This is a genomic window from Streptomyces sp. ATLC9 (assembly GCF_057196705.1).
Genome location: NZ_JBXUOY010000071.1, coordinates 1 through 20,821 on the forward strand (window position 1 = coordinate 1; position 20,821 = coordinate 20,821).

The window sequence follows — 20,821 nt, forward strand, 5'->3', positions numbered from 1 at the left end:
ATCAGTTTGTGACGGAGTGCGGGCAGTTGCGGGTGGACGCCGGTCCGCCCTGGCGGCGAACCGGCGTTCCCTGCCCTGCTCCGCAGGAGCTTCGTTTCCTCCCCGCCCTAAAGGACGGGGTATCCACGAAGGAGAGCCCCGATGACAGCCGATGAGGGAACCGGGGAAGCAGAGCAAGCGCGCGGGGGCTTCGGAGCCGAGTCCGCCGGGGACGCCGAGGGCTCCGGCGCCGGGTACGCCGATGCCGAGCGGGCCCGCAGGCTCGCGGCGTGGACCGCGGCGCGGCGGAAGCTGTCCGACGGCCCGGTGGACGGGACGATCGCCGAACGGCTGGCCCGGCTGGCGCGGGAGGGCGCCGGAGTCTGCGACCTGGACGGCAGTCCCGACATCTACGGGGACGGGATCGTCGCCCGTCTGGAGGAGCGCACCGCCGCCGCGCTGGGCTGCGAGGCCGCCGCGTTCTTCCCCACCGGCACCATGGCCCAGCAGGTCGCCCTGCGCTGCTGGGCGGGGCGCACCGGCAGTCCGGTCGTCGCCCTGCACCCGATGGCGCACCCCGAACGCCACGAGCGGGGCGCGCTGGGGCGGCTGAGCGGGCTGAGCACCGTGCACCCCACCTCCGAGCCGCGCCCGCCCACCGCCGGGGAGGTACGGGAGCTGGAGGAGCCCTTCGGCACGCTGATGCTCGAACTCCCGCTGCGCGAAGCCGGTTTCGTACTGCCCGCCTGGGGCGAGCTGGTGGCGGTGACCGAGGCCGCGCGGGAGCGGGACGCGGTGGTGCACTTCGACGGCGCGCGGCTGTGGGAGTGCACCGCGCACTTCGGGCGCACGCTCCCGGAGATCGCCGCCCTGGCCGACAGCGTGTACGTCTCCTTCTACAAGTCCCTGGGCGGCCTCTCGGGTGCCGCCCTGGCCGGTCCCGCGGACTTCGTGGCGCAGACGCGCGCCTGGCGGCACCGCTACGGCGGGCAGGTCTTCCAGCAGTGGCCCGCCGCGCTGTCCGCCCTGGTGGGGCTGGAGCGGGAACTGCCCCGGCTGCCTGGTTACGCCGCCCACGCCAGGGCGATCGCGGCGGCGCTGCGGGCGGGGCTGGCGGAGGCCGGGGTGCCGTGGTTCCGGATCCATCCGGACGAGCCGCACACCCACCAGTTCCAGGTGTGGCTGCCGTACGGCGCCGACGGCCTGACGGAGGCGGGGATCCGGCAGGCCGAGGAGGAGGGGACGGTGCTGTTCCGTGTCTGGGGCTCACCGGGTACGCCCGGCCCGCCGGGGACGGCCGTGACCGAGGTGACGGTGGGCGCCCCGGGCCTGCGCTGGGGGGCGGGGGAGGTTCGCGACGCGCTGTACGGCTTCCTCTCCCGCGTCCCGGAACGGGGCACGGCCGCCGGGGGCCCGGGGGGCTGAGAACGCCCCCGGCCCTCAGGCGCCCCCGCCGCCCGCCCGCACCAGCCCCGTCTCGTACGCCAGCACCACCGCCTGCACCCGGTCGCGCAGTTCCAGCTTGGTGAGGATGCGGCCCACGTGCGTCTTGACGGTGGCCTCCGAGAGCACCAGGCGCCGGGCGATCTCGCCGTTCGACAGCCCCTGTGCCACCAGCAGCAGCACCTCGTGCTCGCGGTCCGTCAGCCGCTCCAGCTCTTCGGGCACGGACCGGCCGGATGCGGCGGGCAGCAGGGAGGCGAAGCGGTCGATCAGACGGCGGGTGGTGGAGGGGGCGACCACCGCGTCGCCGCTGTGGACGGCGCGGATCGCGGCCAGCAGTTCCCCGGGGGGTACGTCCTTGAGCAGGAAGCCACCCGCCCCGGCCCGCAGGGCGGAGAAGGCGTACTCGTCGAGGTCGAAGGTGGTCAGGATCAGCACCCGGGGGCCGCCGGGGCCGCCCTCGCCCCCCTCGCAGACGCGGCGGGTGGCCTCGACCCCGTCGAGGCGGGGCATCCGCACGTCCATCAGCACCACGTCCACGGCCGTGGTGCGGAGCTTCTCCAGTGCCTCGGCGCCGTCCCCGGCCTCGGCGACGACCTCCATGTCGGGCTGGGCGTCCAGCACCATGCGGAAGCCGGTGCGCAGCAGCGCCTGGTCGTCGACGAGCATCACACGGACGGTCATGTTCTTCCCTGAGGTGGTGTCGTGGGGCGGGGCCGCGGAGGACGCGGGGCGGGGGCGGCTCGCCGCGCGGAGCTTCTCACACGGTGCTCTTCAGCGGCAGCACCGCGCTGATCCGGAAGCCGCCGCCGGGCCGCGGCCCGGCGTCCAGGCTGCCACCGACCATGCCGACGCGCTCGCGCATGCCGATCAGCCCCTGGCCGAGCCCGTCCAGCCCGCCGACCTCGTACAGCTCGCGCTGCGCGCCGCGGCCGTCGTCCTCGGCCAGCAGGGTCAGGTCGTCGGCGCCGTAGGTCAGCCGCACCGTCGCGCCGACGTCCGGGCCGCCGTGCTTGCGGGTGTTGGTCAGCGCCTCCTGCACGATGCGGTACGCGGTCAGCTCGACGCTGCTGGGCAGCGGCCGGGGGGTGCCCTCGATGCGGAAGTCCACGGTCAGGCCCGCGCCGCGCACCTGCTCGACGAGATCGGCGAGCTGCTCGACACCGGGCTGGGGCACGTACTCGCCGCCCTCGGAGCGCTCGCCGGTGCGCAGCACGCCCAGCAGCCTGCGCATCTCCGACAGCGCCTGGCGTCCGGTCCCGGAGATGGTCGCCAGCGCCTGCCGGGCCTGCTCGGGCGCGGTGTCCATGACGTAGGCGGCGCCGTCGGCCTGGACGACCATCACCGAGACGTTGTGCGCGACCACGTCGTGCAGTTCACGCGCGATCCGGGCCCGCTCGGCGGCGACGGCGACCTTGGCCTGCGCCTCGCGCTCCCGCTCCAGACGGGCGGCCCGCTCCTCCAGCTGCGCGTAGTACGCGCGCCGGGTGCGCAGCGAGTCGCCCAGCACCCAGGCCAGCAGGAAGGTGGCGGTGAGGAAGACCGTGCCCAGTACCGCTCCGGCGGCGCTCTGGCCCTCGTTGGGCCAGCGCAGGGTGTGGACGGTGGGCGCGGTCAGGGCGCCGGCGAGGGCGAAGCGGGAGGCCCCGCGGACGCTGCGGGAGGCACTGGTGAAGACGATCACCAGCATGGCGAAGTTGGCCGGCACCGGGAACGCGCCCGTCACCACCTCCGCCAGTCCCGCTCCGGTGGCCAGCAGCAGCATCTTCTCCGGCGCCCGGCGCCGCAGGGCCACCACGGTGCACAGGGCCAGGACGATCGGAACGGAGGCGACCTGCTGGACGTCCCCCTGTCCCAGCGACTCGGCCGACGGGGGATGCGTCATGATCCCGATGAGCCACCCGGCCGAGACCACCAGCAGGACGGCCGCCCACGCCCCGTCGACCAGGGCGGGGTGCCTGCGGAGGAAATCGTAGAACCGGTGCACATAACCCAGCGTAGGCAGCCCCGGTACGCGCCGGGGTCAGCCGGACGGCCGATCCCCCGCCTCCCCGCGTACTCCCCAGGGTGGAGGCAGCGGGGCCCCGCGGGGCTGGAACAGCCAGGTGAAGGAGCCCAGGCCCGCCGGGTCGGTCAGCTCGGCGGCCTCGCCCGCACGGCTCAGGAGCCGTACGTACCCGGCCGGGTCGCGCGACGCCAGGGCGAGCGGCGGCCGCGCGCCGCTCACGCCCAGGGCGCGCAGCGCCTCGCGCTGGGAGAGCCGCAGCCCCTGCCCGGTCCCTCCGGCACCGGTGCGCTCGGCCTCCGCCGCGCACGCGTCGAGGGCGACATGCGCGGTCAGGTCGCACCGGCCGTCGGGCACGGGCCGCACCTCGCGGCCGTCGCGGTAGCCGGTGAGGGTGCCCAGCGGGGGACGGGCGGCGCGGGTGTGGGCGTAGTCGACGGCCACGGCCAGCCCGCGCTCCAGGCAGGACACCGCCCGCGCCCAGGCCGCGTCGCGGGGGCGGCCGATCTCCGCGCGCAGCCCCGGCCCGGACGGCAGCGGCCACCAGCGGGCCAGCCACCCGGCGTCCTCGCCGGTCACCGGCTCGCCCAGGTGCTCGGCGCCGCCGGCGTCCACCAGGACGTAGCGGGGAACGCCGTCCTCACCGGTCTCGGCGACGTCCACGGGGACGTCGTCCAGCCACTCGTTGGCGAACAGCAGCCCGACCGCGCCGCGCGGCGGTTCGGCGGACCAGGCGACGGCCGGATCGAGGCCCTCCGGCCGGGGGGCGCGTTCGACGGCATGGGGGCGCACCCGGGCCGCCAGACCGCCGGGGAGCGCGGGCAGTACCGCCAGTACGCCGGTCAGCAGTTCGCCGCGGCCGGCGCCGTAGTCGATCAGCGCCAGCTCGGCGGGGCGCCCCAGCACCTCGTCCACGCGCCGCAGCAGCTCGGCCACCGCGCCCGCGAACAGCGGCGAGGCGTGCACGGAGGTGCGGAAGTGGGCGGCGGGGGCGTGGCGTACGAAGAAGCCCCCCGGACCGTACAGTGCCTCCTCGGCGGCCTCGCGCCAGCGTCGCGGGCCTCCTGCCGGGCCTCCTGCCGGGCCCGGCGGCGGTTCCGTCGCCCTGTCCGTCACTTGTCGATGTCGCCGACGACGAAGAACATCGACCCCAGGATCGCCACCATGTCGGACACCAGCGTGCCCGGCAGCAGTTCGGAGAGCACCTGGACGTTGTTGTACGAGGCCGAGCGGAGCTTGAGCCGGTACGGGGTCTTCTCCCCCTTGGAGACCAGGTAGTAGCCGTTGACGCCGAGCGGGTTCTCCGTCCAGGCGTAGGTGGCGCCCTCCGGGGCCTTGAGCACCTTGGGCAGCCGCTGGTTGACCGGGCCGGGCGGCAGGCCGGCGAGGCGGTCCAGACAGGCGTCGGCGAGATCGAGGGAGTTGCGGGTCTGCTCCAGCAGCACCTCGAAGCGGGCCAGGCAGTCCCCCTCGGTGCGGGTGACGACCCGCAGCACGTCCGCCAGTTCCCCGTACGCCAGGTAGGGCTCGTCGCGGCGCAGGTCGAAGTCCACGCCGGAGGCGCGGGCCACGGGCCCGCTCACCCCGTACGCGTGGACGGTCCCGGGGGCGAGCACACCCACGCCGCGGGTGCGGCCGCGGAAGATCTCGTTGCCGAGGACGAGCCGGTCGTAGGTGCCCAGCTCCGCGCGGACGGCGGCGACCGCCTGCCGGGTGCGGCCCTGCCAGCCCGCCGGGAGGTCCTCCTTGAGACCGCCGACCCGGTTGAACATGTAGTGGATGCGCCCGCCCGAGACCTCCTCCATGACGCGCTGGAGGTCCTCGCGCTCGGTGAAGGCGTGGAACATGGGCGTGATGGCGCCCAGCTCCAGCGGATAGGAGCCGAGGAACATCAGGTGGTTGAGGACCCGGTTCAGCTCCGCCAGCAGGGTGCGCGCCCACACGGCCCGCTCGGGGACCTCCATGCCCAGCATCCGCTCGACGGCCATGACGACGCCGAGTTCGTTGGAGAAGGCCGACAGCCAGTCGTGGCGGTTGGCCAGAACGATGATCTGCCGGTAGTCGCGCGCCTCGAACAGTTTCTCCGCGCCGCGGTGCATGTAGCCGATCACCGGCTCGGCCGAACCGATCCGCTCGCCGTCCAGTACGAGCCTCAGCCGCAGCACGCCGTGGGTGGAGGGGTGCTGCGGGCCGATGTTGAGCACCATGTCGGTGCTCTCCGCCGCGCCGCCGACGCCGACGGTGGTCACGGCCGCCGTGCCCCCGGCGGGCTCGGGGCGCTCGGCGGGCTCGGCGGGCTCGGCGGTGGTACCGGGATCGCTCATGGCACTCAGTCTGGCAGCTCCGTCCGGAGGACCGCCCCCCTCTCCCTCTCCTCCCCGCGGTGGATACGCACTGTCACCACCGCCGCCTACCCTTGCCGTATGAGTCAGCTGACAGGGGGCCCCTCCGACGGGGAGACCCGGCCGACCGGGCAGGCCGGGCGGAGCGGAGGGCCGGAGAGCGCCGAACGGTGGCGCGGCGTCGAGCGCGGGCTGCTGCGGATGCGCAGGACGCTGCTGACGGCCGTGTCCGCGGCGCTCGTCGCGGTGCTGGGGCCGGTCCTGTGGCTGGCCGCCGGTCCCTGGTGGGCCGTCCTCGCCGCGGCGCCGGCGGCGGTCGCGCTGTGGGGATGGGGGGCGCTCGCCCGCAACTGGGCCTCCTGGCGGTACTCCGAGCGCGACGACGACCTGCTGATCGAACGCGGGGTGGTGTGGCGCGGGCTGACCGTCGTGCCCTACGGCCGGATGCAGCTGGTGGAGGTCACCTCGGGGCCGCTGGAGCGGCACTTCGGGCTGGCCCGGGTGCAACTGCACACCGCCGCGGCGACGACCGACGCGCACATACCGGGCCTCGCCCCCGAGGAGGCCGAGCGGCTGCGCGAACGGCTCACCGAGCTGGGCGAGGCCCGTTCGGCGGGGCTGTGACGGGCCCGGCCGCGAGGGGGTTGTGATGGCACTGCTCCAGCGCCCCGAGGGCAGGCGGCTGCACCCGGTCACCCCGTGGCGGCGGGCGTGGGCGCCGCTGGCCGCGCTGTTCGCCTTCGCCGCGCAGGACCCGGAGCGGGCCCGGCAGGGCGTGGAGTCCCTGACGGCCGGCCGGATGCTGGCGGTCCTCGCGCTGCTGCTGCCGGCGGCGGCCGCGTACGGCTTCCTGTCCTGGTGGATGACGAGCTACACGGTCACCGAGACGGAGCTGCGCATCCGCACCGGCCTGCTGTTCCGGCGCGTGGCCCACATCCGGCTGGACCGCCTCCAGGCGATCGACGTGGGGCGTCCCCTGCTGGCCCGCGTCGTGGGCGTGGCCAAGCTCAAGCTGGACGTGGTCGGCACGGACAAGAAGGACGAGCTGGCGTTCCTGGGCGAGCGGGACGCCGTCGCGCTCCGCGCCGAGCTGCTGGCGCGGGCCGCGGGGATCGCGCCCGAGGCTGCCGCGGAGGCCGGTGAGGCGCCCGCCCGGGAGCTGGTGCGGGTCGGCACGCGGATGCTGGTGGTCTCGCTGCTGCTGCTGGGCACCGTCTGGGGCACTCTGGCCGCGGCGCTGGCCGTGCCCGCGCTGATCTGGTGGACGAGCGGCAGCCTCTGGCCCGCCCTGGCGGTGGCGGTGCCGCTGCTCAGCGGTGTGTGGCGCAGTGGTGTGGGCCGCTTCCTCACCGAGTTCGACTGGGTCGTCGCCGAGTCGCCGGACGGGATACGGCTGGACCACGGGCTGCTGGACCGCGCCCACGCCACCGTCCCGCCCGGCCGGGTCCAGGGCGTCCGGATCGTCGAGCCGTGGCTGTGGCGGCGGCGTGGCTGGGTCCGGGTGGAGCTGGACGTGGCCGCCGGGGGCAACGAGGGCGGCCTGCTGCTGCCGGTCGCCACCCGTGAGACGGCCCGGGGCGTACTGGCGCGGGTGCTCCCCGGCCTCGACCCGGACGAGGCGGCGGCGTCCCTGGTCCCGGTGCCGCGCCGGGCCCGCTGGGTCGTCCCGCTGTGGTGGCGGGGATACGGCCACGGGGTGACGCGGACGGTGTTCGCCTCCCGCAAGGGGCTGCTGTGCCGCACGCTGTCGCTGGTCCCGCACGCGAAGGTGCAGAGCGTCCGCCTCACCCAGGGCCCCTGGGAGCGGGCCTTCAAACTGGCGGACATCCACGTCGACCACGGTGCGAACGGCACGGTCGCGGCCCGGCTGCGGGCGGTGGAGGAGGCCCGTGCCGTGGTGGCCGCCCAGGCGGAGCGCTCCCGTACCGGGCGCCGTGGGGCGCGCCCGGAGCGCTGGCTCACGTAGGCGCGCCGGACGGCCGGGAGGCGGGACCGGGCCGCCGGGTCGGGCGGACGGCCGAGTCAGGCGGACCGGGCGCGGCGCAGACCCCTGACCGGGCCCGTCGACCGCGGGGGACCGCCTGCGTCCGCACCGCCGTCCCCGGCCTCGTCGCCGGGCTCGCCCAGGTCGATGACCTTGCCCGCGACGGCGGGCGAGGCTGCGCGGGCCGCGGGGCCGGTCCGGGGGGCGGGGCCGGAGGCGGGCCCCGCGCCGCCGTCCGGGGCGTCACCAGGGGCGCCGGTGCGGTCCCGGTCGTCCTCCCGGTCGGAGGAGGAGTCGGTCTCGGGACCGCTCTGCGTCCCGGGCGTCCTGCGCCGCTGCCGGGTGCCCTGGGTGCCGAAGAAGTCGAACCCGCCGCGCCTGGGAGCGCCGCTACCACGGCTTCCGGAGCCCTGCCCGTGCGGCTCCCGCGCCCCCGCCGCCGTGCCGTCCTGCCGCGGCGGCGCGGGCCGGGACGGCCTGGGGGCGCCCGGCTCCGGCTCCGGCTCCGGAGCCGGTACGGCCGCGGCCTCCCGCTCCCGGTGCTCCGCGTGCTCCCGCTGGCGGGCGGCGTTGTCCCGCAGCCGCCTGAGCGCCTCGTCCGCCTGGATGTAGGTCAGCGGTGTGGGCGCGCCGGACGCCCTGCGGTGGTCGGCGGCCCCGGTGGTGAGCTCCTTCGCCGGCCCGGCGGTCTCCAGGGCGAGCTGCCGCCGCCCCTCCAGGGCGCTGGCCCGTTCGGTCTCGGCGGTGGCGTACCGGCGCAGCAGCGCGGCGTGCTCGGTGCGCAGCCTCTCCAGCTCGGCGCGCTTGTTCCGGAGCGTGTCCTCCGTCTTCCGGCGCAGCTCCAGAGACTCCTCCAGCTCGTTCTCCAGCTCGGCCTGGCGTTCCTCGGCCCGCCACTCGGCCGTGGCCCTGGCCGCCCTGACCTCGCCGACCCGCCGGCCCGCCTCCCGGTCCCACCGCCGCAGCAGTACGGCCCCGGTGACGGCGGCCGCGGCGGCCGCCGCGGCCAGGAGACGCAGTGTCACCGCCTCCGGATCGCCCACGTCGCCGACCAGCCATGTGGCCGCCGCACTGACGAGCGCGGCGGCCACCACGGCGGACGGCGCGAGCATCCGGTGAAGGGGCGGCGCATGGCGGTGGCGTCCTCGTGGCATGGGCTGGAATTTACCCTGTGGGCCGCCTCCGGAGAGGTCTCCGTCCGTATTCGTTGTGTGTTCGCAGCCCAACCTAATGCCGTGGCTTACCGGACCGCGCTCGCGGGTACGGGCGGACAGCGAGCAGACGGCCACGCCACAGCCGTCTGCCCGTCCTTGCAAGGCGGACGTCCCGGACGACACCGGCAGGGTGATTGCGCGCGGCACCGGCCGCATCCGAGGAGGCAGGACCCCATGGCGTACGGAGAACCGGACGAAAGCGGCGGGAGCGGACGGCTGACCGAGGACGCCGCCGAGGCGCGGATCGCGGAGGGATGCTTCAGAACCGGTCCCCCCCGCCGCGTCGGCGTGGAACTGGAGTGGCTGGTACACGACCGGGACGACCCGCGACGCGCCCTGTCGGCCGAGCGCCTCACCGGTGCCGTGGCCCCACTGGAGCCGCCCGGCGGCCTGCCGGGCGGGAGCGCGCTGACCCGCGAGCCGGGCGGGCAGCTCGAACTCAGCTCCGCCCCGGCCGACTCCCTGAACGAGTGTCTGACGGCCGTGGCGGCCGATCTGGACGTCCTGCGGCAGACCGTGGAGTCGTCCGGACTGCGGCTCGTCGGCCGCGGTGTGGACGACATCCGCCCGCTCGGCCGGGTGCTGGACCATCCCCGGTACCGGGCGATGGAGTCCTTCTTCGCCCGTTCGGGCCCGTGGGGCCGGGTGATGATGTGCGGGACCGCGTCGGTCCAGGTGTCCCTGGACTCCGGTGACGACACCGCGGACACCTCGGGTTTCCGCCTCCGCTGGGAACTGGCACACCGCCTCGGCCCGGTGCTGGTGGCGGCCTTCGCCAACTCCCCGTTCTGGCGGGGCCGCCCCTCGGGCTGGCGCTCGACCAGGCAGGCTGTCTGGGCACGCATCGACCCGGGCCGCACCCGCACACCACGCGGCGGCGACCCTCGTACGGCCTGGGCCCGCTACGCACTGGACGCGGAGCTGATGTGCCTGCGCCGCTCCGGTACCGACTGGGCGGCGCCGCCGGGGCTGAGCTTCCGCGCCTGGCTGCGTGGTCCGCGCGGGGAGCGGCCTCCCACCGCCGGGGACCTGGACTACCACCTCAGCACGCTGTTCCCGCCCGTCCGACCGCGTGGCTGGCTGGAACTGCGGATGATCGACGCCCAGCCCGGCGACGGCTGGATCGTACCGACCGCGGTCGCCTCCGCCCTGCTGGACGATCCCATCGCCGCCGACGCCGCGCTCGCGGCCACCGAGTCCCTCGCCCCGCCCGGGGAACCGCCCGCCACGGCCGTGTGGCTGCGCGCGGCCCGGCTCGGCCCCGCCGCCCCGGAACTGGGCAAGGCCGTACGGGCCTGTTTCACCGCCGCCGAGGCCGCCCTGGCCCGGGCCCGGGTGTCCGCCGGGGTGCGCGACGCCGTGGACCGCTTCGCCGAGCGCTACGCGGACCGCGACCGCTGCCCCGCCGACGACCTGCTGGACACCGTCCGCCGGAACACGGCGGACGCACACCGGAAGGAGACGAAGTGAAACACGACCACGGCGGCCCCGCCGGCGCCACGGCGACCGCCGCCCCCGCCCAGGCCGCTTCCCCGCCCGAAACCGACGTGCGGGCCCGGGCACTGGAGGCACTCGGGGCCGCGCGGCGCAGGACACTGGCCCTGACCGACTGCCTCGACGACGAGGAGCTGATGGCCCAGCATTCGCCCCTGATGTCCCCGCTGGTCTGGGACCTGACCCATGTGGGCAACCAGGAGGAGATCTGGCTGCTGCGCGCGGTCGGCGGCCGGGAGCCGCTACGCGCCGACCTCGATCCGCTCTACGACGCCTTCCGCAACCCCCGCGCCGACCGCCCGGCGCTGCCCCTGCTGCGCCCGCCGGAGGCCCGGCGCTACATCGCCGAGGTGCGCGAGCGGGTGCTGGGGGTACTGGCCGAGTCCCCGTTGGAGGGCTCGCCCCTGCTGGAGAACGCCTTCGTCTTCGGCATGACCGCCCAGCACGAGCAGCAGCACTGCGAGACGATGCTGGCCACCCACCAGCTGCGCCGGGGCCCCGCGGTACTCGACGCCCCCGCGCCGCCGGCGGCTCCCGCCGGCGGCGCGGACCTGCCGCGCGAGGTACTGGTGCCCGGCGGCACGTTCACCATGGGCACCTCCGCCGATCCCTGGGCGCTGGACAACGAACGGCCCGGTCACGCCGTGGACGTGCCCGCCTTCCATCTGGACACCGTCCCGGTCACCTGCGGCGCGTACCAGGAGTTCATCGACGACGGCGGATACGACGACCCCCGCTGGTGGACTTTGGAGGGCTGGACGTACCGGCGGGAGGCGGGGCTGTCCGCCCCGCTGTTCTGGGAACGCCGCGACGGCGTCTGGCTGCGCCGCCGCTTCGGCCGCACCGAACCGGTGCCGCCCGACGAGCCCGTGATGCACGTGTGCTGGTACGAGGCCGACGCGTACGCCCGTTGGGCGGGCCGCCGGCTGCCCACCGAGGCCGAGTGGGAGAAGGCCGCCCGCCACGATCCGGCCACCGGCCGTTCGCTGCGTCATCCCTGGGGGGACGCCGAGCCGACCCCTGAGCTGGCCAATCTCGGCCAGTGGCACCTGCGGCCCGCTCCGGCCGGTGCGTATCCCTCGGGGGCCGCGCCGTGCGGGGCGCGGCAACTGCTCGGCGACGTGTGGGAGTGGACATCCTCCGACTTCACCGGCTATCCCGGCTTCGCCGCCTTCCCTTACCGGGAGTACTCCGCGGTGTTCTTCCCCGGCGGGCCGGGCGGACCTGCCGGGTACAAGGTGCTGCGCGGTGGCTCCTTCGCCGCGCACCCGGTCGCCTGCCGCGGCACCTTCCGCAACTGGGACCTCCCCGTCCGGCGGCAGATCTTCTGCGGTTTCCGCACCGCCCGGGATGCCGCCCCCGCGGAAGACGGAGGCCGGTAGATGTGCCGCCACCTGGCCTATGTGGGCCCCCCGCTGAGTCTGCGCGAGCTGCTGGTCGACCCGCCCGGGGGCCTGTACACCCAGTCCTGGGCCCCTCGCAGACAGCGGTACGGCACCGTCAACGCCGACGGTTTCGGCATCGGCTGGTATCCGGAGGACGGGGCGCCGCCCGCGCGCTACCGGCGTGCGGTGCCGGTGTGGGCCGACGGCAACCTGACCGACCTGGCCCGTACCGTGCGCAGTGGCGCGGTGCTGGCGGCGGTCCGCTCGGCCACGCCGGGCACCACCCAGGACGAGTCGGCCGCGGCGCCGTACCGGGACGGGCGGTGGCTGTTCAGCCACAACGGCGCCGTCCCCGACTGGCCCCGGGCGCTGACCGAGCTCGTGGGGGACCTGACGGCCGCGGACCTGCTGGCGGTGGAGTCCCGCTGCGACTCCGCGCTGCTGTGGCTCCTGGTGTGCCACCGTCTGCGGGCCGGGCGGTCCGCCGGGCCGGCGCTGGCCGACGTCGCCGCGCGGGCCGCGCGGGCGTGCCCGGAGGCACGGTTGAACCTGCTCCTCACCGACGGCCGGAGCATCACCGCGACCCGTTGCGGCGACTCCCTGTGGTATCGCACGGCGCCCGGTGCCGTGCTCGTCGCATCCGAGCCCTCCGGTCCGTCGGGCGGTGAACCTTCCGGCGGGGGCGGCTGGCGGGAGGTCCCCGAGCACTCCCTGCTGCGGGCCACGGCGGAGAGTGTCGAGATCACCCCGCTGCCCGCCACGCCCGCTCCCCGCCACGCCCCTCCCCCGTCCGAGAGGATGCCCACCGCATGACGTCCCGGTTCACCCTCGACCGCCGGCTCCCCGAGCGTCACCTCGCCGACTCGCTGCGCGCCGACGTCCTCGCCGGGCTGACCGCGCCGCCCAGGACCCTGCCGCCCAAGTGGTTCTACGACGCCCGCGGCAGCAAGCTGTTCGACGAGATCACCCGGCTGCCCGAGTACTACCCGACCCGCGCCGAACGAGAGGTCCTGCGACTGCGCGCGGCCGAGATCGCGGAACTCACCGGCGCCCGCGCCCTGGTGGAACTCGGCTCGGGGTCCTCGGACAAGACCCGCCTGCTCATCGACGCGCTCCTGCACCGCGGGACCCTGGAGGTGTACGCGCCCGTCGACGTCAGCGAGTCCGCCCTGTCGGCGGCGGGCGAGGCGCTGTGCCACGAGTATCCCGGGCTGCGCATCGCGGCCACCGTCGACGACTTCGGCGACCGTCCACACCTGCCGACCGGTCCCGGCCCGCGGCTGGTCGCCTTCCTGGGCGGCACCCTGGGCAACCTCGGCACGGCGGAGCGCGCCGCCTTCCATGACCGGCTGCGCTCCTCCCTCGGCCCGGGGGACGCCCTGCTGCTCGGCGCGGACCTGGTCAAGGACGAGGACGTCCTGGTGCGTGCCTACGACGACGCGCAGGGGGTCACCGCGGAGTTCAACAGGAACGTGCTGCGGGTGCTCAACCGCGAGCTGGGCGCCGACTTCGACCCCGGTTCCTTCGACCATCTGGCCCTGTGGGACCAGAAGGAGGAGCGCGTGGAGATGCGACTGCGGTCTCGTGCCGAGCACACCGTGACCCTGCCCGCACTCGGTGTGAGGATCTCCTTCGCGCGCGGGGAGGAGGTGCGCACGGAGATCTCGGTGAAGTTCCGCCGCGCCGGGCTGACCGACGAACTGCGTCGGCACGGCTTCACGGTGACCCGCTGGTGGACCGACGCCCAGGAGCGTTTCGCCGTGCTGCTGGCCGTGCCCCGCTGACATGCCGGACTGACATGCCGGACTGACATGCCGGCGGGCCGGGCGGGTACCCGGGGCGCCCCGACCGGAAGGAGACAGCGATGCGTCCACTGACCCAGGGACTGGTGGCCGGGTCCGTCGGCACGGCCGCTCTCAACATCACGACCTATGGAGACATGCTGCTGCGGGCACGGCCTGCCAGCTCCGTGCCCTCCGAGGTCGTCGACCGGCTCGCCGAGCGCACCGGTGTCGGGCTGGGCGGGGGCGAGGAGGCGTCGAACCGCAGGGAAGCGGCCGGGGCACTGCTGGGTTTCGTCACCGGCCTCGGCGTCACCGCGGCCTACACGCTGGTGAGCGGCCGCAGGCGGACGCCGCCCGTATCGGTGACCGCGCCGCTGCTCGGAGCCGCCGCCATGGCCGGCAGTGATGTGTCCGCCACCGCGCTCGGTGTCACCGATCCCCGTTCCTGGAGCCGCTCCGCATGGCTGTCGGACATCGTGCCGCACCTGGTGTACGGCCTCGCCGCCGGCGCGACGCTCCGGGCGCTGCGGGGGCGCACCCCCCGGTGACGGAGCCGCCCGGCGGACGGGGCATCCCCCTCCGCCGGGCGCCCGTACCACCAGAGCCGCGCCCTTCGCGCCGGTCTTCACCCCGATAGGCACCCCGGCCACCAGCGGCAGCCGCTCACCCGCCGCGACCCGGCGGTCCACCTCCGCCGCCCGCGCCCGGTCCGCCCACACCTCGCGGAAGGCGCACAGCGACGGCTCCAGCCGGGCGATCCGGGCCGGTGCCACCGCCGGCAGCACCGCGTACCCGTCCTCGTCCATCACCGTTCCCCCTACCGCTCCTGGCCCGCGCGGCCGGCCCCGGCCGGTCCTGCCGGCGGGAGCCGGCGCGGGCGCGGGGACGGGCGGTACGGCTCAGACCGTCTCGGCGGCCGGGGGCGGGGGCTCCTCGTCGTCGTCCGGGAGCCTGCACACCCGCTGCAGGAAGACGGCCGCCACCACCACCGCCGCGCCCGCCAGCACCGACAGGCCCGCGTAGACCGCCTGGTCCCGCCGGGCGGGCACGTCCATGGCATCGAGGAGCAGGTAGACGCCCGTGCCGCCGTACGCCCCCGCGGCCAGGGCGGCCACCAGCGCGCTGGCCTGCCCCAGGACGACGGCTCGGGCGGCCATCATCGGCTCCACGCCCTTCGCGCCGGGCCGCCGCTCGCGCTGGGCACGCAGCCGGGCACGGATGGACAGCGCGGTGGCGGTCAGTACGGTGGCGATCACCGCGAGCACGACCGGGGCCGCGACGGGTACGGCGGGCAGGGTGCCCAGCGCGTCCCACATCCGCGCCCCTGCCCAGGACAGCACCAGTGCGAGCGCGAAGATGCCGGCCAGCGTCCTGATACGTAGTTCCCTCACGGGACTCCCCACGTCACTCGGCGCCCCCCTCGGGGCGGCGTCGCCCGAACGGCATCGTCGAAACCGCGTCGAAGCCGTCGAAGCCGTCGAAGCCGTCGAAGCCGTCGAAGAACCTTGCCCGTACGGAGCCGTCCACACTCCCGGAGCCGGACCACCGGAGCCGGGCCGGCGTGCACGGCCGCACCGCGGCCGGTCACTCCGGCAGGCTCAGTTCCAGGTCCTCCCGGCGCGCCACGCCCTCCCGGCCCACGGTGCCGAGGAGGTCCGCCACCGGACCGTGCCCGTGGACCTCGGCCTCGGGGTCCACATCGTGCCACGGCGCCAGCACGAAGGCGCGCTCATGGCACCGGGGGTGTGGCAGGGTCAGCTCCGGGGCGTCGGAGACGACGTCCTGGTACGCCACGATGTCCACGTCGATCGTCCGCGGGCCCCAGTGTTCGTCGCGGGTCCGCGCGTAGGCCTCCTCGATGGCGTGGGCCCGCTCCAGCAGCGAACCGGGCGGCAGAGTGGTCTTGAGCAGGACGACGGCGTTGAGGTAGGAGGGCTGGCTGCCCGGCTCCACGCCCCACGGCTCGGTCTCGTACACCGGTGAGACGGCCTTGACCCGCACCCCCGGGGTCTCCTCCAGCGCGTCGATCGCTCCCTGGAGCGTCTCCATGCGGTTGCCCAGGTTGCTCCCGAGCGAGAGGACGGCACGCTTGGGGTTGTGCAGGGTCACATCGGCCGCGTCCACCTGGCGCACCACCGAGGCGGGCACCGGCTGTACGGTCGGGTCGCTGTTCGGCGTCATACGCGGCTCCGCTTGATGGTGATGGTCACGTCGTCGAAGGGGACGGTGACGGGGGCCTCGGGCTTGTGGACGGTGACCTCCACCTCGCGCACCGCGCCGTGCGTCAGGCACTGGTCGGCGATCCGCTGGGCGAGGGTCTCGATCAGGTCGACAGGCTCGCCCCCGACGATCGCGGCGACCTCCTCGGCGACGATGCCGTAGTGCACCGTCTTCGCGAGGTCGTCCCCGGCGGCCGCGGGGCGGGTGTCCAGGCCCATCGCCAGGTCCACCACGAAAGTCTGTCCCTGCTTCCGTTCCCCCTCGAACACCCCGTGATGCCCGCGGATCCTCAGTCCGCGCAACGCGACACGGTCCACGCGCTCTCACTCCCGTCGGTCGTACGGATGCGGCGGCGGGCCGGCGGCCCTGCCCCCCCGCGCCCCCGTGTCCGGTGGAACGGGGGCCGGCCGGAACCGGCCCCCCTCCCACCCGACACGGGGGCCACTCTCTCAGACCGGTGCTCAGAGCACCGTCCCGCCCTCGCCGTCGACGCCGTCGCCCCCCTCGTCCCCGCCCTCCTCGTCCTCGACGAGGACCGGGGAGCCGTGGTGGGCCCACACCCGCCACCGGCCGTCCTCCGCCCTGCGGAAGACGTTGGTGGCGACCACCAGCCCGCCGACCAGGGGCCCCGCCGAGCCGTCCTCCTCGGCGGGGCCACCGCTGAGGATGTTCTCGGTGCAGGTGACCAGGGCGGTGTCACCGGCCACGGAGACCTCGACGTCGGTCAGGAAGAACTGGATGTACTCGGTGTTGGCCATGATCAACGCGTATGAGCGCAGTACCTCGTCGCGTCCGGTGAGCACCGGCCAGCCCGGATGCACGACGCTGATCTCGCCGCCGAGCCAGCTGTCGGCCAGGGCGTCGAGATCGCCGCGCTCCACCGCGTCGTACAGCGCGGCGTTGGCCGCCTCCACGGCCTCGGCGTCCGTGCGGGCCTCTCCGCTCACCTGGCTCCCTCCAGGGCCCGGGCCACCCGGACCGCGTCCGCGCTCGCCCGCACCTCGTGCACCCGTACCGCCCAGGCGCCCTCGCGCGCCACGAGCGCCGAGACCGCGGCGGTGGCCGCGTCCCGTTCCCGGGCCGGCGGCGCCTCGCCGCCGTCGCCCGCCAGCACCCGGCCCAGGAACCGCTTCCGGGAGGCCGCGACCAGCACCGGCCGTCCCAGCTCCCGGCGCAGCCGGGCGGTGGCGTCCACCAGGGCCAGGTCGTGGGCTGCCTGCTTGGCGAAGCCCAGCCCTGGGTCGACGACGATCCGCTCGGGGGCGATCCCGCCGGCCACCGCCCGGTCCACGGCCTCGCGCAGCTCGCCGATCACCTCGGTGACGGTGTCGGTGTAGACGGCACGGTCGTTCATGTCGATGCTCTGACCGCGCCAGTGCATCACCACGTACGGCACTTCGGCGGCGGCGACCACCGGGACCATGCGCGGGTCCGCGCGCCCGCCGCTGACGTCGTTGACCAGCCGGGCGCCGGCCTCCACCGCCCGCTCGGCGACGGACGCCCGCATGGTGTCCACACTGATCACCACACCCTCGCGGGCCAGTTCGAGGACCACCGGGATCACCCGGCGCAGCTCCTCCGCCTCGTCCACGCGGGTCGCGCCGGGCCGGGTGGACTCGCCGCCCACGTCGATCAGGTCGGCGCCTTCGGCGGCCAGGGCCAGACCGTGCTTGACCGCGGCCCCGGTGTCGAACCAGCGGCCTCCGTCGGAGAAGGAGTCCGGCGTGACGTTCACCACGCCCATGACCGCGCACCGGTCCCATGCCGGGAGCCCGGTCACTTCCCCGCGGGGGACGCGCAAGGTACTCATGCGCTCCAGCGTAGGCGTTCGGTGGGCGCCTCCCCGCCACCGCCCCGTCGGGCGGAACGCGACCGGTCGTCCGGCCGGTCGGCGGTCAGCGGACGGTCGGCGGTCAGCGGACGGTCAGCGGGCCATGATCAGGCTCATCGCCTCGGCGCGGGTGGCGGAGTCACGGAGCTGGCCGCGGACCGCGGAGGTGATGGTCTTGGCGCCGGGCTTGCGGACGCCGCGGACCGTCATGCACATGTGCTCGCACTCGATCACGACGATCACACCGCGCGCCTCCAGGATCTCCATCAGCGAGTCGGCGATCTGCGTCGTCAGACGCTCCTGGACCTGGGGACGGCGGGCGAAGACCTCCACCAGCCGGGCGAGCTTCGACAGGCCGGTGATCTTGCCGGAGTCGGCCGGGATGTAGCCGACGTGCGCCACTCCGTGGAAGGGCAGCAGGTGGTGCTCGCAGGAGGACAGCAGCTCGATGTCCTTCACCAGCACCATCTCGTCGTGGCCGAGGTCGAAGGTGGTGGTCAGCACGTCCTCGGGCCGCTGCCGCAGGCCCGCGAATATCTCCCGGTACGCCCGGGCCACCCGGGCCGGGGTCTCACGCAGGCCCTCGCGGTCGGGGTCCTCGCCGACCGCGATGAGCAGTTCCCGTATGGCGTTCTCGGCACGCTTCTCGTCGAACTCTCCGACGGAGCCCTCACCCTCCAGCGTCACCGGGTCGATCATGTGGTCCTCTTTCTCGATTGCGGCGGCGAAAAGCCGCGCCCCTCCGGGTGTGAACCGGAGGGGCGCGGCGGGCATTCCTGGGGGCTCCCCGCCACCGGCCCGGAGGCCGGCGCCTGGACGGGAGCCTCGGTCAGTTCTCCGGCCGGGGCTCGTCGGACGGCAGGCGGGTCTCCTTGGAGAGCGCGGTGTCCGTCGGGCCGATCTCCTTGCCCTTCTCCTGGCCGGGCTGCGTGCCATTGGTCAGGGCCAGCTCCTTGGGAGTGGAGACCGGCGGGCGGGTCGAGGGCACCCGGCGCGCGGAGCCCGTCCAGGCCGGGCGCGGCGGGCGCTTGACGATCGGACGGAAGATCTCGGCGATCTCCTCCTTGCCGAGGGTCTCCTTCTCCAGGAGGGCCAGCACCAGGTTGTCCAGGACGTCCCGGTTCTCGACGAGGATCTCCCACGCCTCGTTGTGGGCGGTCTCGATCAGCTTCTTGACCTCCTCGTCCACCAGCCCGGCGACCTCCTCGGAGTAGTCGCGCTGGTGGCCCATCTCCTTGCCCAGGAAGGGCTCGGAGTTGTCGGAGCCGAACTTGATCGCACCCAGCCGCTCGGTCATGCCGTACTGCGTGACCATGGCACGGGCCGTGGCGGTCGCCTTCTCGATGTCGTTGGCGGCGCCGGTGGTCGGGTCGTGGAAGACCAGCTCCTCGGCCGCGCGCCCGCCCAGCATGTACGCGAGCTGGTCGAGCATCTCGTTGCGCGTGGTGGAGTACTTGTCCTCGTCGGGCAGGACCATCGTGTAACCCAGCGCCCGGCCGCGGGAGAGGATGGTGATCTTGTGGACGGGGTCGGAGTTCGGCGAGGCCGCCGCGACCAGGGCGTGACCGCCCTCGTGGTACGCGGTGATCTTCTTCTCCTTGTCGCTCATGATCCGGGTCCGCTTCTGCGGTCCGGCCACGACGCGGTCGATCGCCTCGTCCAGGAAGTGGTTGTCGATCAGCTTCTTGTCACTGCGCGCGGTGAGCAGCGCGGCCTCGTTGAGCACGTTGGACAGGTCCGCGCCGGTGAAGCCGGGAGTGCGGCGGGCGACCGCGGACAGGTCCACGTCGGGCTCCATCGGCTTGCCCTTGGCGTGCACCTTGAGGATCTCCAGGCGGCCCTGCATGTCGGGGCGGTCCACGGCGATCTGCCGGTCGAAACGGCCCGGGCGCAGCAGCGCCGGGTCGAGGATGTCCGGGCGGTTGGTGGCGGCGATCAGGATGACGCCGCCCTTGACGTCGAAGCCGTCCATCTCGACCAGCAGCTGGTTCAGCGTCTGCTCGCGCTCGTCGTGGCCGCCGCCCATCCCGGCGCCGCGGTGGCGGCCGACGGCGTCGATCTCGTCGACGAAGACGATCGCCGGGGCGTTCGCCTTGGCCTGTTCGAACAGGTCGCGCACCCGCGAGGCGCCGACGCCGACGAACATCTCGACGAAGTCGGAGCCGGAGATCGAGTAGAACGGGACGCCCGCCTCGCCCGCGACGGCGCGTGCGAGCAGCGTCTTGCCGGTGCCGGGCGGGCCGTAGAGCAGCACGCCCTTGGGGATCTTCGCGCCGACGGCCTGGAACTTGGCGGGCTCCTGGAGGAACTCCTTGATCTCGTGGAGCTCCTCGACCGCCTCGTCCGAGCCGGCGACGTCCACGAAGGTCGTCTTGGGGGTGTCCTTGGTGATCAGCTTCGCCTTGGACTTCCCGAAGTTCATCACCCGGGAGCCGCCGCCCTGCATCTGGTTCATCAGGAACAGGAAAACGATCACGATCAGCACGAACGGCAGCAGCGAGAGCAGCATCCCGAGGAACGGGTTCTGCTTCTGCGGCGAGACGGTGTAACCGTCCTCGATCTGCCCGTCCTGGTACTTGGACTGCAACTGTTTGGCCAGGTCGACGCCCTGGTCGTCGATGTAGCTGGCCTTGATCTTGTCGCTGTCCTCGATCCTCGTGCCCTCGGTGAGCTCGACCTTGACGGTCTGCTCGTCGCCGGTCGTCAGCTCGGCGGACCTGACCTTGTTCTCGTTGATCGCCTGCACGACCTGGCCGGTGTCCACCGTCTTGTAGCCGCCGGACGAGCCGACGACGTTCATCAACACGACCACGGCGAGGGCGGCCAGCACGATCCACATGACGGGACCACGGAAGTAGCGCTTCACGTCCATCCACACGGGGCGGCACGCGCCCCGTCCCTCCTGCCACAGTGAGGCACCGCGACCTCGGGTGAGATCGCCTGTGCGTACGGTGTATTACTCCGGCTTGCTCGGCCTGCGAACGGATTGCCCCAACGGACCGACCTTCGGACGGTACCCCAGGATCACGGCCCGAAGCACTGCCGGGGCGGGCGCCGGGGGGGGGGGGGGGGGGCGCGGCGGGCCGCCGCCCGACCCGCCCCCGCCCCCCCCCCCCCCCCACCCCCGCGGCCCGCCGCCG

At 74.5% G+C, this 20,821-nt stretch carries 21 protein-coding genes; 8 read left to right on the forward strand and 13 right to left on the reverse strand.

The window, feature by feature from the left end:
• Nucleotides 1-141 precede the first annotated feature (141 nt).
• The gene (locus AC2CJA_RS10595) at nucleotides 142-1,404 is read left to right on the forward strand and encodes a threonine aldolase family protein (RefSeq protein ID WP_484602411.1); all 1,263 of its coding nucleotides are present in this window, start codon (nucleotides 142-144) and stop codon (nucleotides 1,402-1,404) included.
• Nucleotides 1,405-1,419: 15 nt separating this feature from the next.
• Here the strand turns inward: AC2CJA_RS10595 and AC2CJA_RS10600 are convergent, their stop codons facing one another.
• From AC2CJA_RS10600 to AC2CJA_RS10615, 4 genes are all read right to left on the reverse strand, one after another.
• Nucleotides 1,420-2,106, reverse strand: a complete 687-nt coding sequence (locus AC2CJA_RS10600; protein ID WP_484602412.1) for a response regulator — start codon at nucleotides 2,104-2,106, stop codon at nucleotides 1,420-1,422.
• Nucleotides 2,107-2,182: 76 nt separating this feature from the next.
• The gene (locus AC2CJA_RS10605; RefSeq protein ID WP_484602413.1) at nucleotides 2,183-3,409 is read right to left on the reverse strand and encodes a sensor histidine kinase; all 1,227 of its coding nucleotides are present in this window, start codon (nucleotides 3,407-3,409) and stop codon (nucleotides 2,183-2,185) included.
• 36 nt (nucleotides 3,410-3,445) lie between these two features.
• Nucleotides 3,446-4,543 (reverse strand): SAM-dependent methyltransferase, encoded by a 1,098-nt coding sequence (locus AC2CJA_RS10610; protein WP_484602414.1) that lies wholly within the window; start codon nucleotides 4,541-4,543, stop codon nucleotides 3,446-3,448.
• Nucleotides 4,540-5,634 (reverse strand): NADH-quinone oxidoreductase subunit D, encoded by a 1,095-nt coding sequence (locus AC2CJA_RS10615; RefSeq protein WP_484602429.1) that lies wholly within the window; start codon nucleotides 5,632-5,634, stop codon nucleotides 4,540-4,542. Before AC2CJA_RS10615 ends, AC2CJA_RS10610 begins: the two co-directional genes overlap by 4 nt.
• A gap of 216 nt (nucleotides 5,635-5,850) precedes the next feature.
• On the opposite strand from AC2CJA_RS10615, the gene AC2CJA_RS10620 reads away from it, so the two are divergent.
• Nucleotides 5,851-6,393 (forward strand): PH domain-containing protein, encoded by a 543-nt coding sequence (locus tag AC2CJA_RS10620; RefSeq protein ID WP_484602415.1) that lies wholly within the window; start codon nucleotides 5,851-5,853, stop codon nucleotides 6,391-6,393.
• Between the two features lie 25 nt (nucleotides 6,394-6,418).
• Nucleotides 6,419-7,735 carry a PH domain-containing protein gene (locus AC2CJA_RS10625; protein ID WP_484602416.1) on the forward strand — a complete coding sequence of 439 codons (1,317 nt, stop codon included), beginning with the start codon at nucleotides 6,419-6,421 and terminating at the stop codon, nucleotides 7,733-7,735.
• A 56-nt stretch (nucleotides 7,736-7,791) separates the two neighbouring features.
• On the opposite strand, the gene AC2CJA_RS10630 is transcribed toward AC2CJA_RS10625, so the two are convergent.
• Nucleotides 7,792-8,907 carry a hypothetical protein gene (locus AC2CJA_RS10630; protein WP_484602417.1) on the reverse strand — a complete coding sequence of 372 codons (1,116 nt, stop codon included), beginning with the start codon at nucleotides 8,905-8,907 and terminating at the stop codon, nucleotides 7,792-7,794.
• A 234-nt stretch (nucleotides 8,908-9,141) separates the two neighbouring features.
• Here AC2CJA_RS10630 and egtA point away from each other — a divergent pair, with 234 nt between their 5' ends.
• The 5 genes from egtA to AC2CJA_RS10655 all read left to right on the forward strand — a co-directional run bounded on the left by egtA (nucleotide 9,142) and on the right by AC2CJA_RS10655 (nucleotide 14,178).
• Entirely contained in the window at nucleotides 9,142-10,437 is a 1,296-nt protein-coding gene (gene egtA, locus AC2CJA_RS10635; RefSeq protein ID WP_484602418.1) for an ergothioneine biosynthesis glutamate--cysteine ligase EgtA, read from the forward strand.
• 77 nt (nucleotides 10,438-10,514) lie between these two features.
• Nucleotides 10,515-11,843 carry an ergothioneine biosynthesis protein EgtB gene (gene egtB / locus AC2CJA_RS10640; RefSeq protein WP_484602430.1) on the forward strand — a complete coding sequence of 443 codons (1,329 nt, stop codon included), beginning with the start codon at nucleotides 10,515-10,517 and terminating at the stop codon, nucleotides 11,841-11,843.
• Complete coding sequence (gene egtC / locus AC2CJA_RS10645) at nucleotides 11,844-12,659, forward strand: ergothioneine biosynthesis protein EgtC (protein ID WP_484602419.1); 816 nt, start codon at nucleotides 11,844-11,846, stop codon at nucleotides 12,657-12,659.
• Nucleotides 12,656-13,630 carry an L-histidine N(alpha)-methyltransferase gene (gene egtD / locus AC2CJA_RS10650; protein WP_484602420.1) on the forward strand — a complete coding sequence of 325 codons (975 nt, stop codon included), beginning with the start codon at nucleotides 12,656-12,658 and terminating at the stop codon, nucleotides 13,628-13,630. Before egtC ends, egtD begins: the two co-directional genes overlap by 4 nt.
• 80 nt (nucleotides 13,631-13,710) lie before the next feature.
• Nucleotides 13,711-14,178, forward strand: coding sequence for a hypothetical protein (locus AC2CJA_RS10655; protein ID WP_484602421.1), 468 nt, complete (start codon nucleotides 13,711-13,713; stop codon nucleotides 14,176-14,178).
• 351 nt (nucleotides 14,179-14,529) lie between these two features.
• Here AC2CJA_RS10655 and AC2CJA_RS10660 read toward each other — a convergent pair whose 3' ends face one another.
• From AC2CJA_RS10660 to ftsH, 8 genes are all read right to left on the reverse strand, one after another.
• Nucleotides 14,530-15,021, reverse strand: a complete 492-nt coding sequence (locus AC2CJA_RS10660; protein WP_484602422.1) for a DUF3180 family protein — start codon at nucleotides 15,019-15,021, stop codon at nucleotides 14,530-14,532.
• 13 nt (nucleotides 15,022-15,034) lie between these two features.
• Complete coding sequence (locus AC2CJA_RS10665) at nucleotides 15,035-15,157, reverse strand: hypothetical protein (protein ID WP_484602423.1); 123 nt, start codon at nucleotides 15,155-15,157, stop codon at nucleotides 15,035-15,037.
• A gap of 57 nt (nucleotides 15,158-15,214) precedes the next feature.
• Nucleotides 15,215-15,811 (reverse strand): 2-amino-4-hydroxy-6-hydroxymethyldihydropteridine diphosphokinase, encoded by a 597-nt coding sequence (gene folK, locus AC2CJA_RS10670; protein ID WP_484602424.1) that lies wholly within the window; start codon nucleotides 15,809-15,811, stop codon nucleotides 15,215-15,217.
• A complete protein-coding gene (gene folB / locus AC2CJA_RS10675; protein ID WP_484602425.1) occupies nucleotides 15,808-16,167 on the reverse strand; it encodes a dihydroneopterin aldolase in 360 nt (119 codons plus the stop codon). Before folB ends, folK begins: the two co-directional genes overlap by 4 nt.
• 144 nt (nucleotides 16,168-16,311) lie before the next feature.
• Nucleotides 16,312-16,797, reverse strand: coding sequence for a nuclear transport factor 2 family protein (locus tag AC2CJA_RS10680; protein WP_484602426.1), 486 nt, complete (start codon nucleotides 16,795-16,797; stop codon nucleotides 16,312-16,314).
• Nucleotides 16,794-17,660 carry a dihydropteroate synthase gene (gene folP / locus AC2CJA_RS10685; protein WP_484602427.1) on the reverse strand — a complete coding sequence of 289 codons (867 nt, stop codon included), beginning with the start codon at nucleotides 17,658-17,660 and terminating at the stop codon, nucleotides 16,794-16,796. The genes AC2CJA_RS10680 and folP overlap by 4 nt, the downstream gene beginning before the upstream one ends.
• 114 nt (nucleotides 17,661-17,774) lie before the next feature.
• Nucleotides 17,775-18,380 carry a GTP cyclohydrolase I FolE gene (gene folE, locus AC2CJA_RS10690; RefSeq protein WP_410537312.1) on the reverse strand — a complete coding sequence of 202 codons (606 nt, stop codon included), beginning with the start codon at nucleotides 18,378-18,380 and terminating at the stop codon, nucleotides 17,775-17,777.
• A 130-nt stretch (nucleotides 18,381-18,510) separates the two neighbouring features.
• A complete protein-coding gene (ftsH, locus tag AC2CJA_RS10695) occupies nucleotides 18,511-20,553 on the reverse strand; it encodes an ATP-dependent zinc metalloprotease FtsH (RefSeq protein ID WP_484602428.1) in 2,043 nt (680 codons plus the stop codon).
• Between the last annotated feature and the right edge of the window lie 268 nt (nucleotides 20,554-20,821).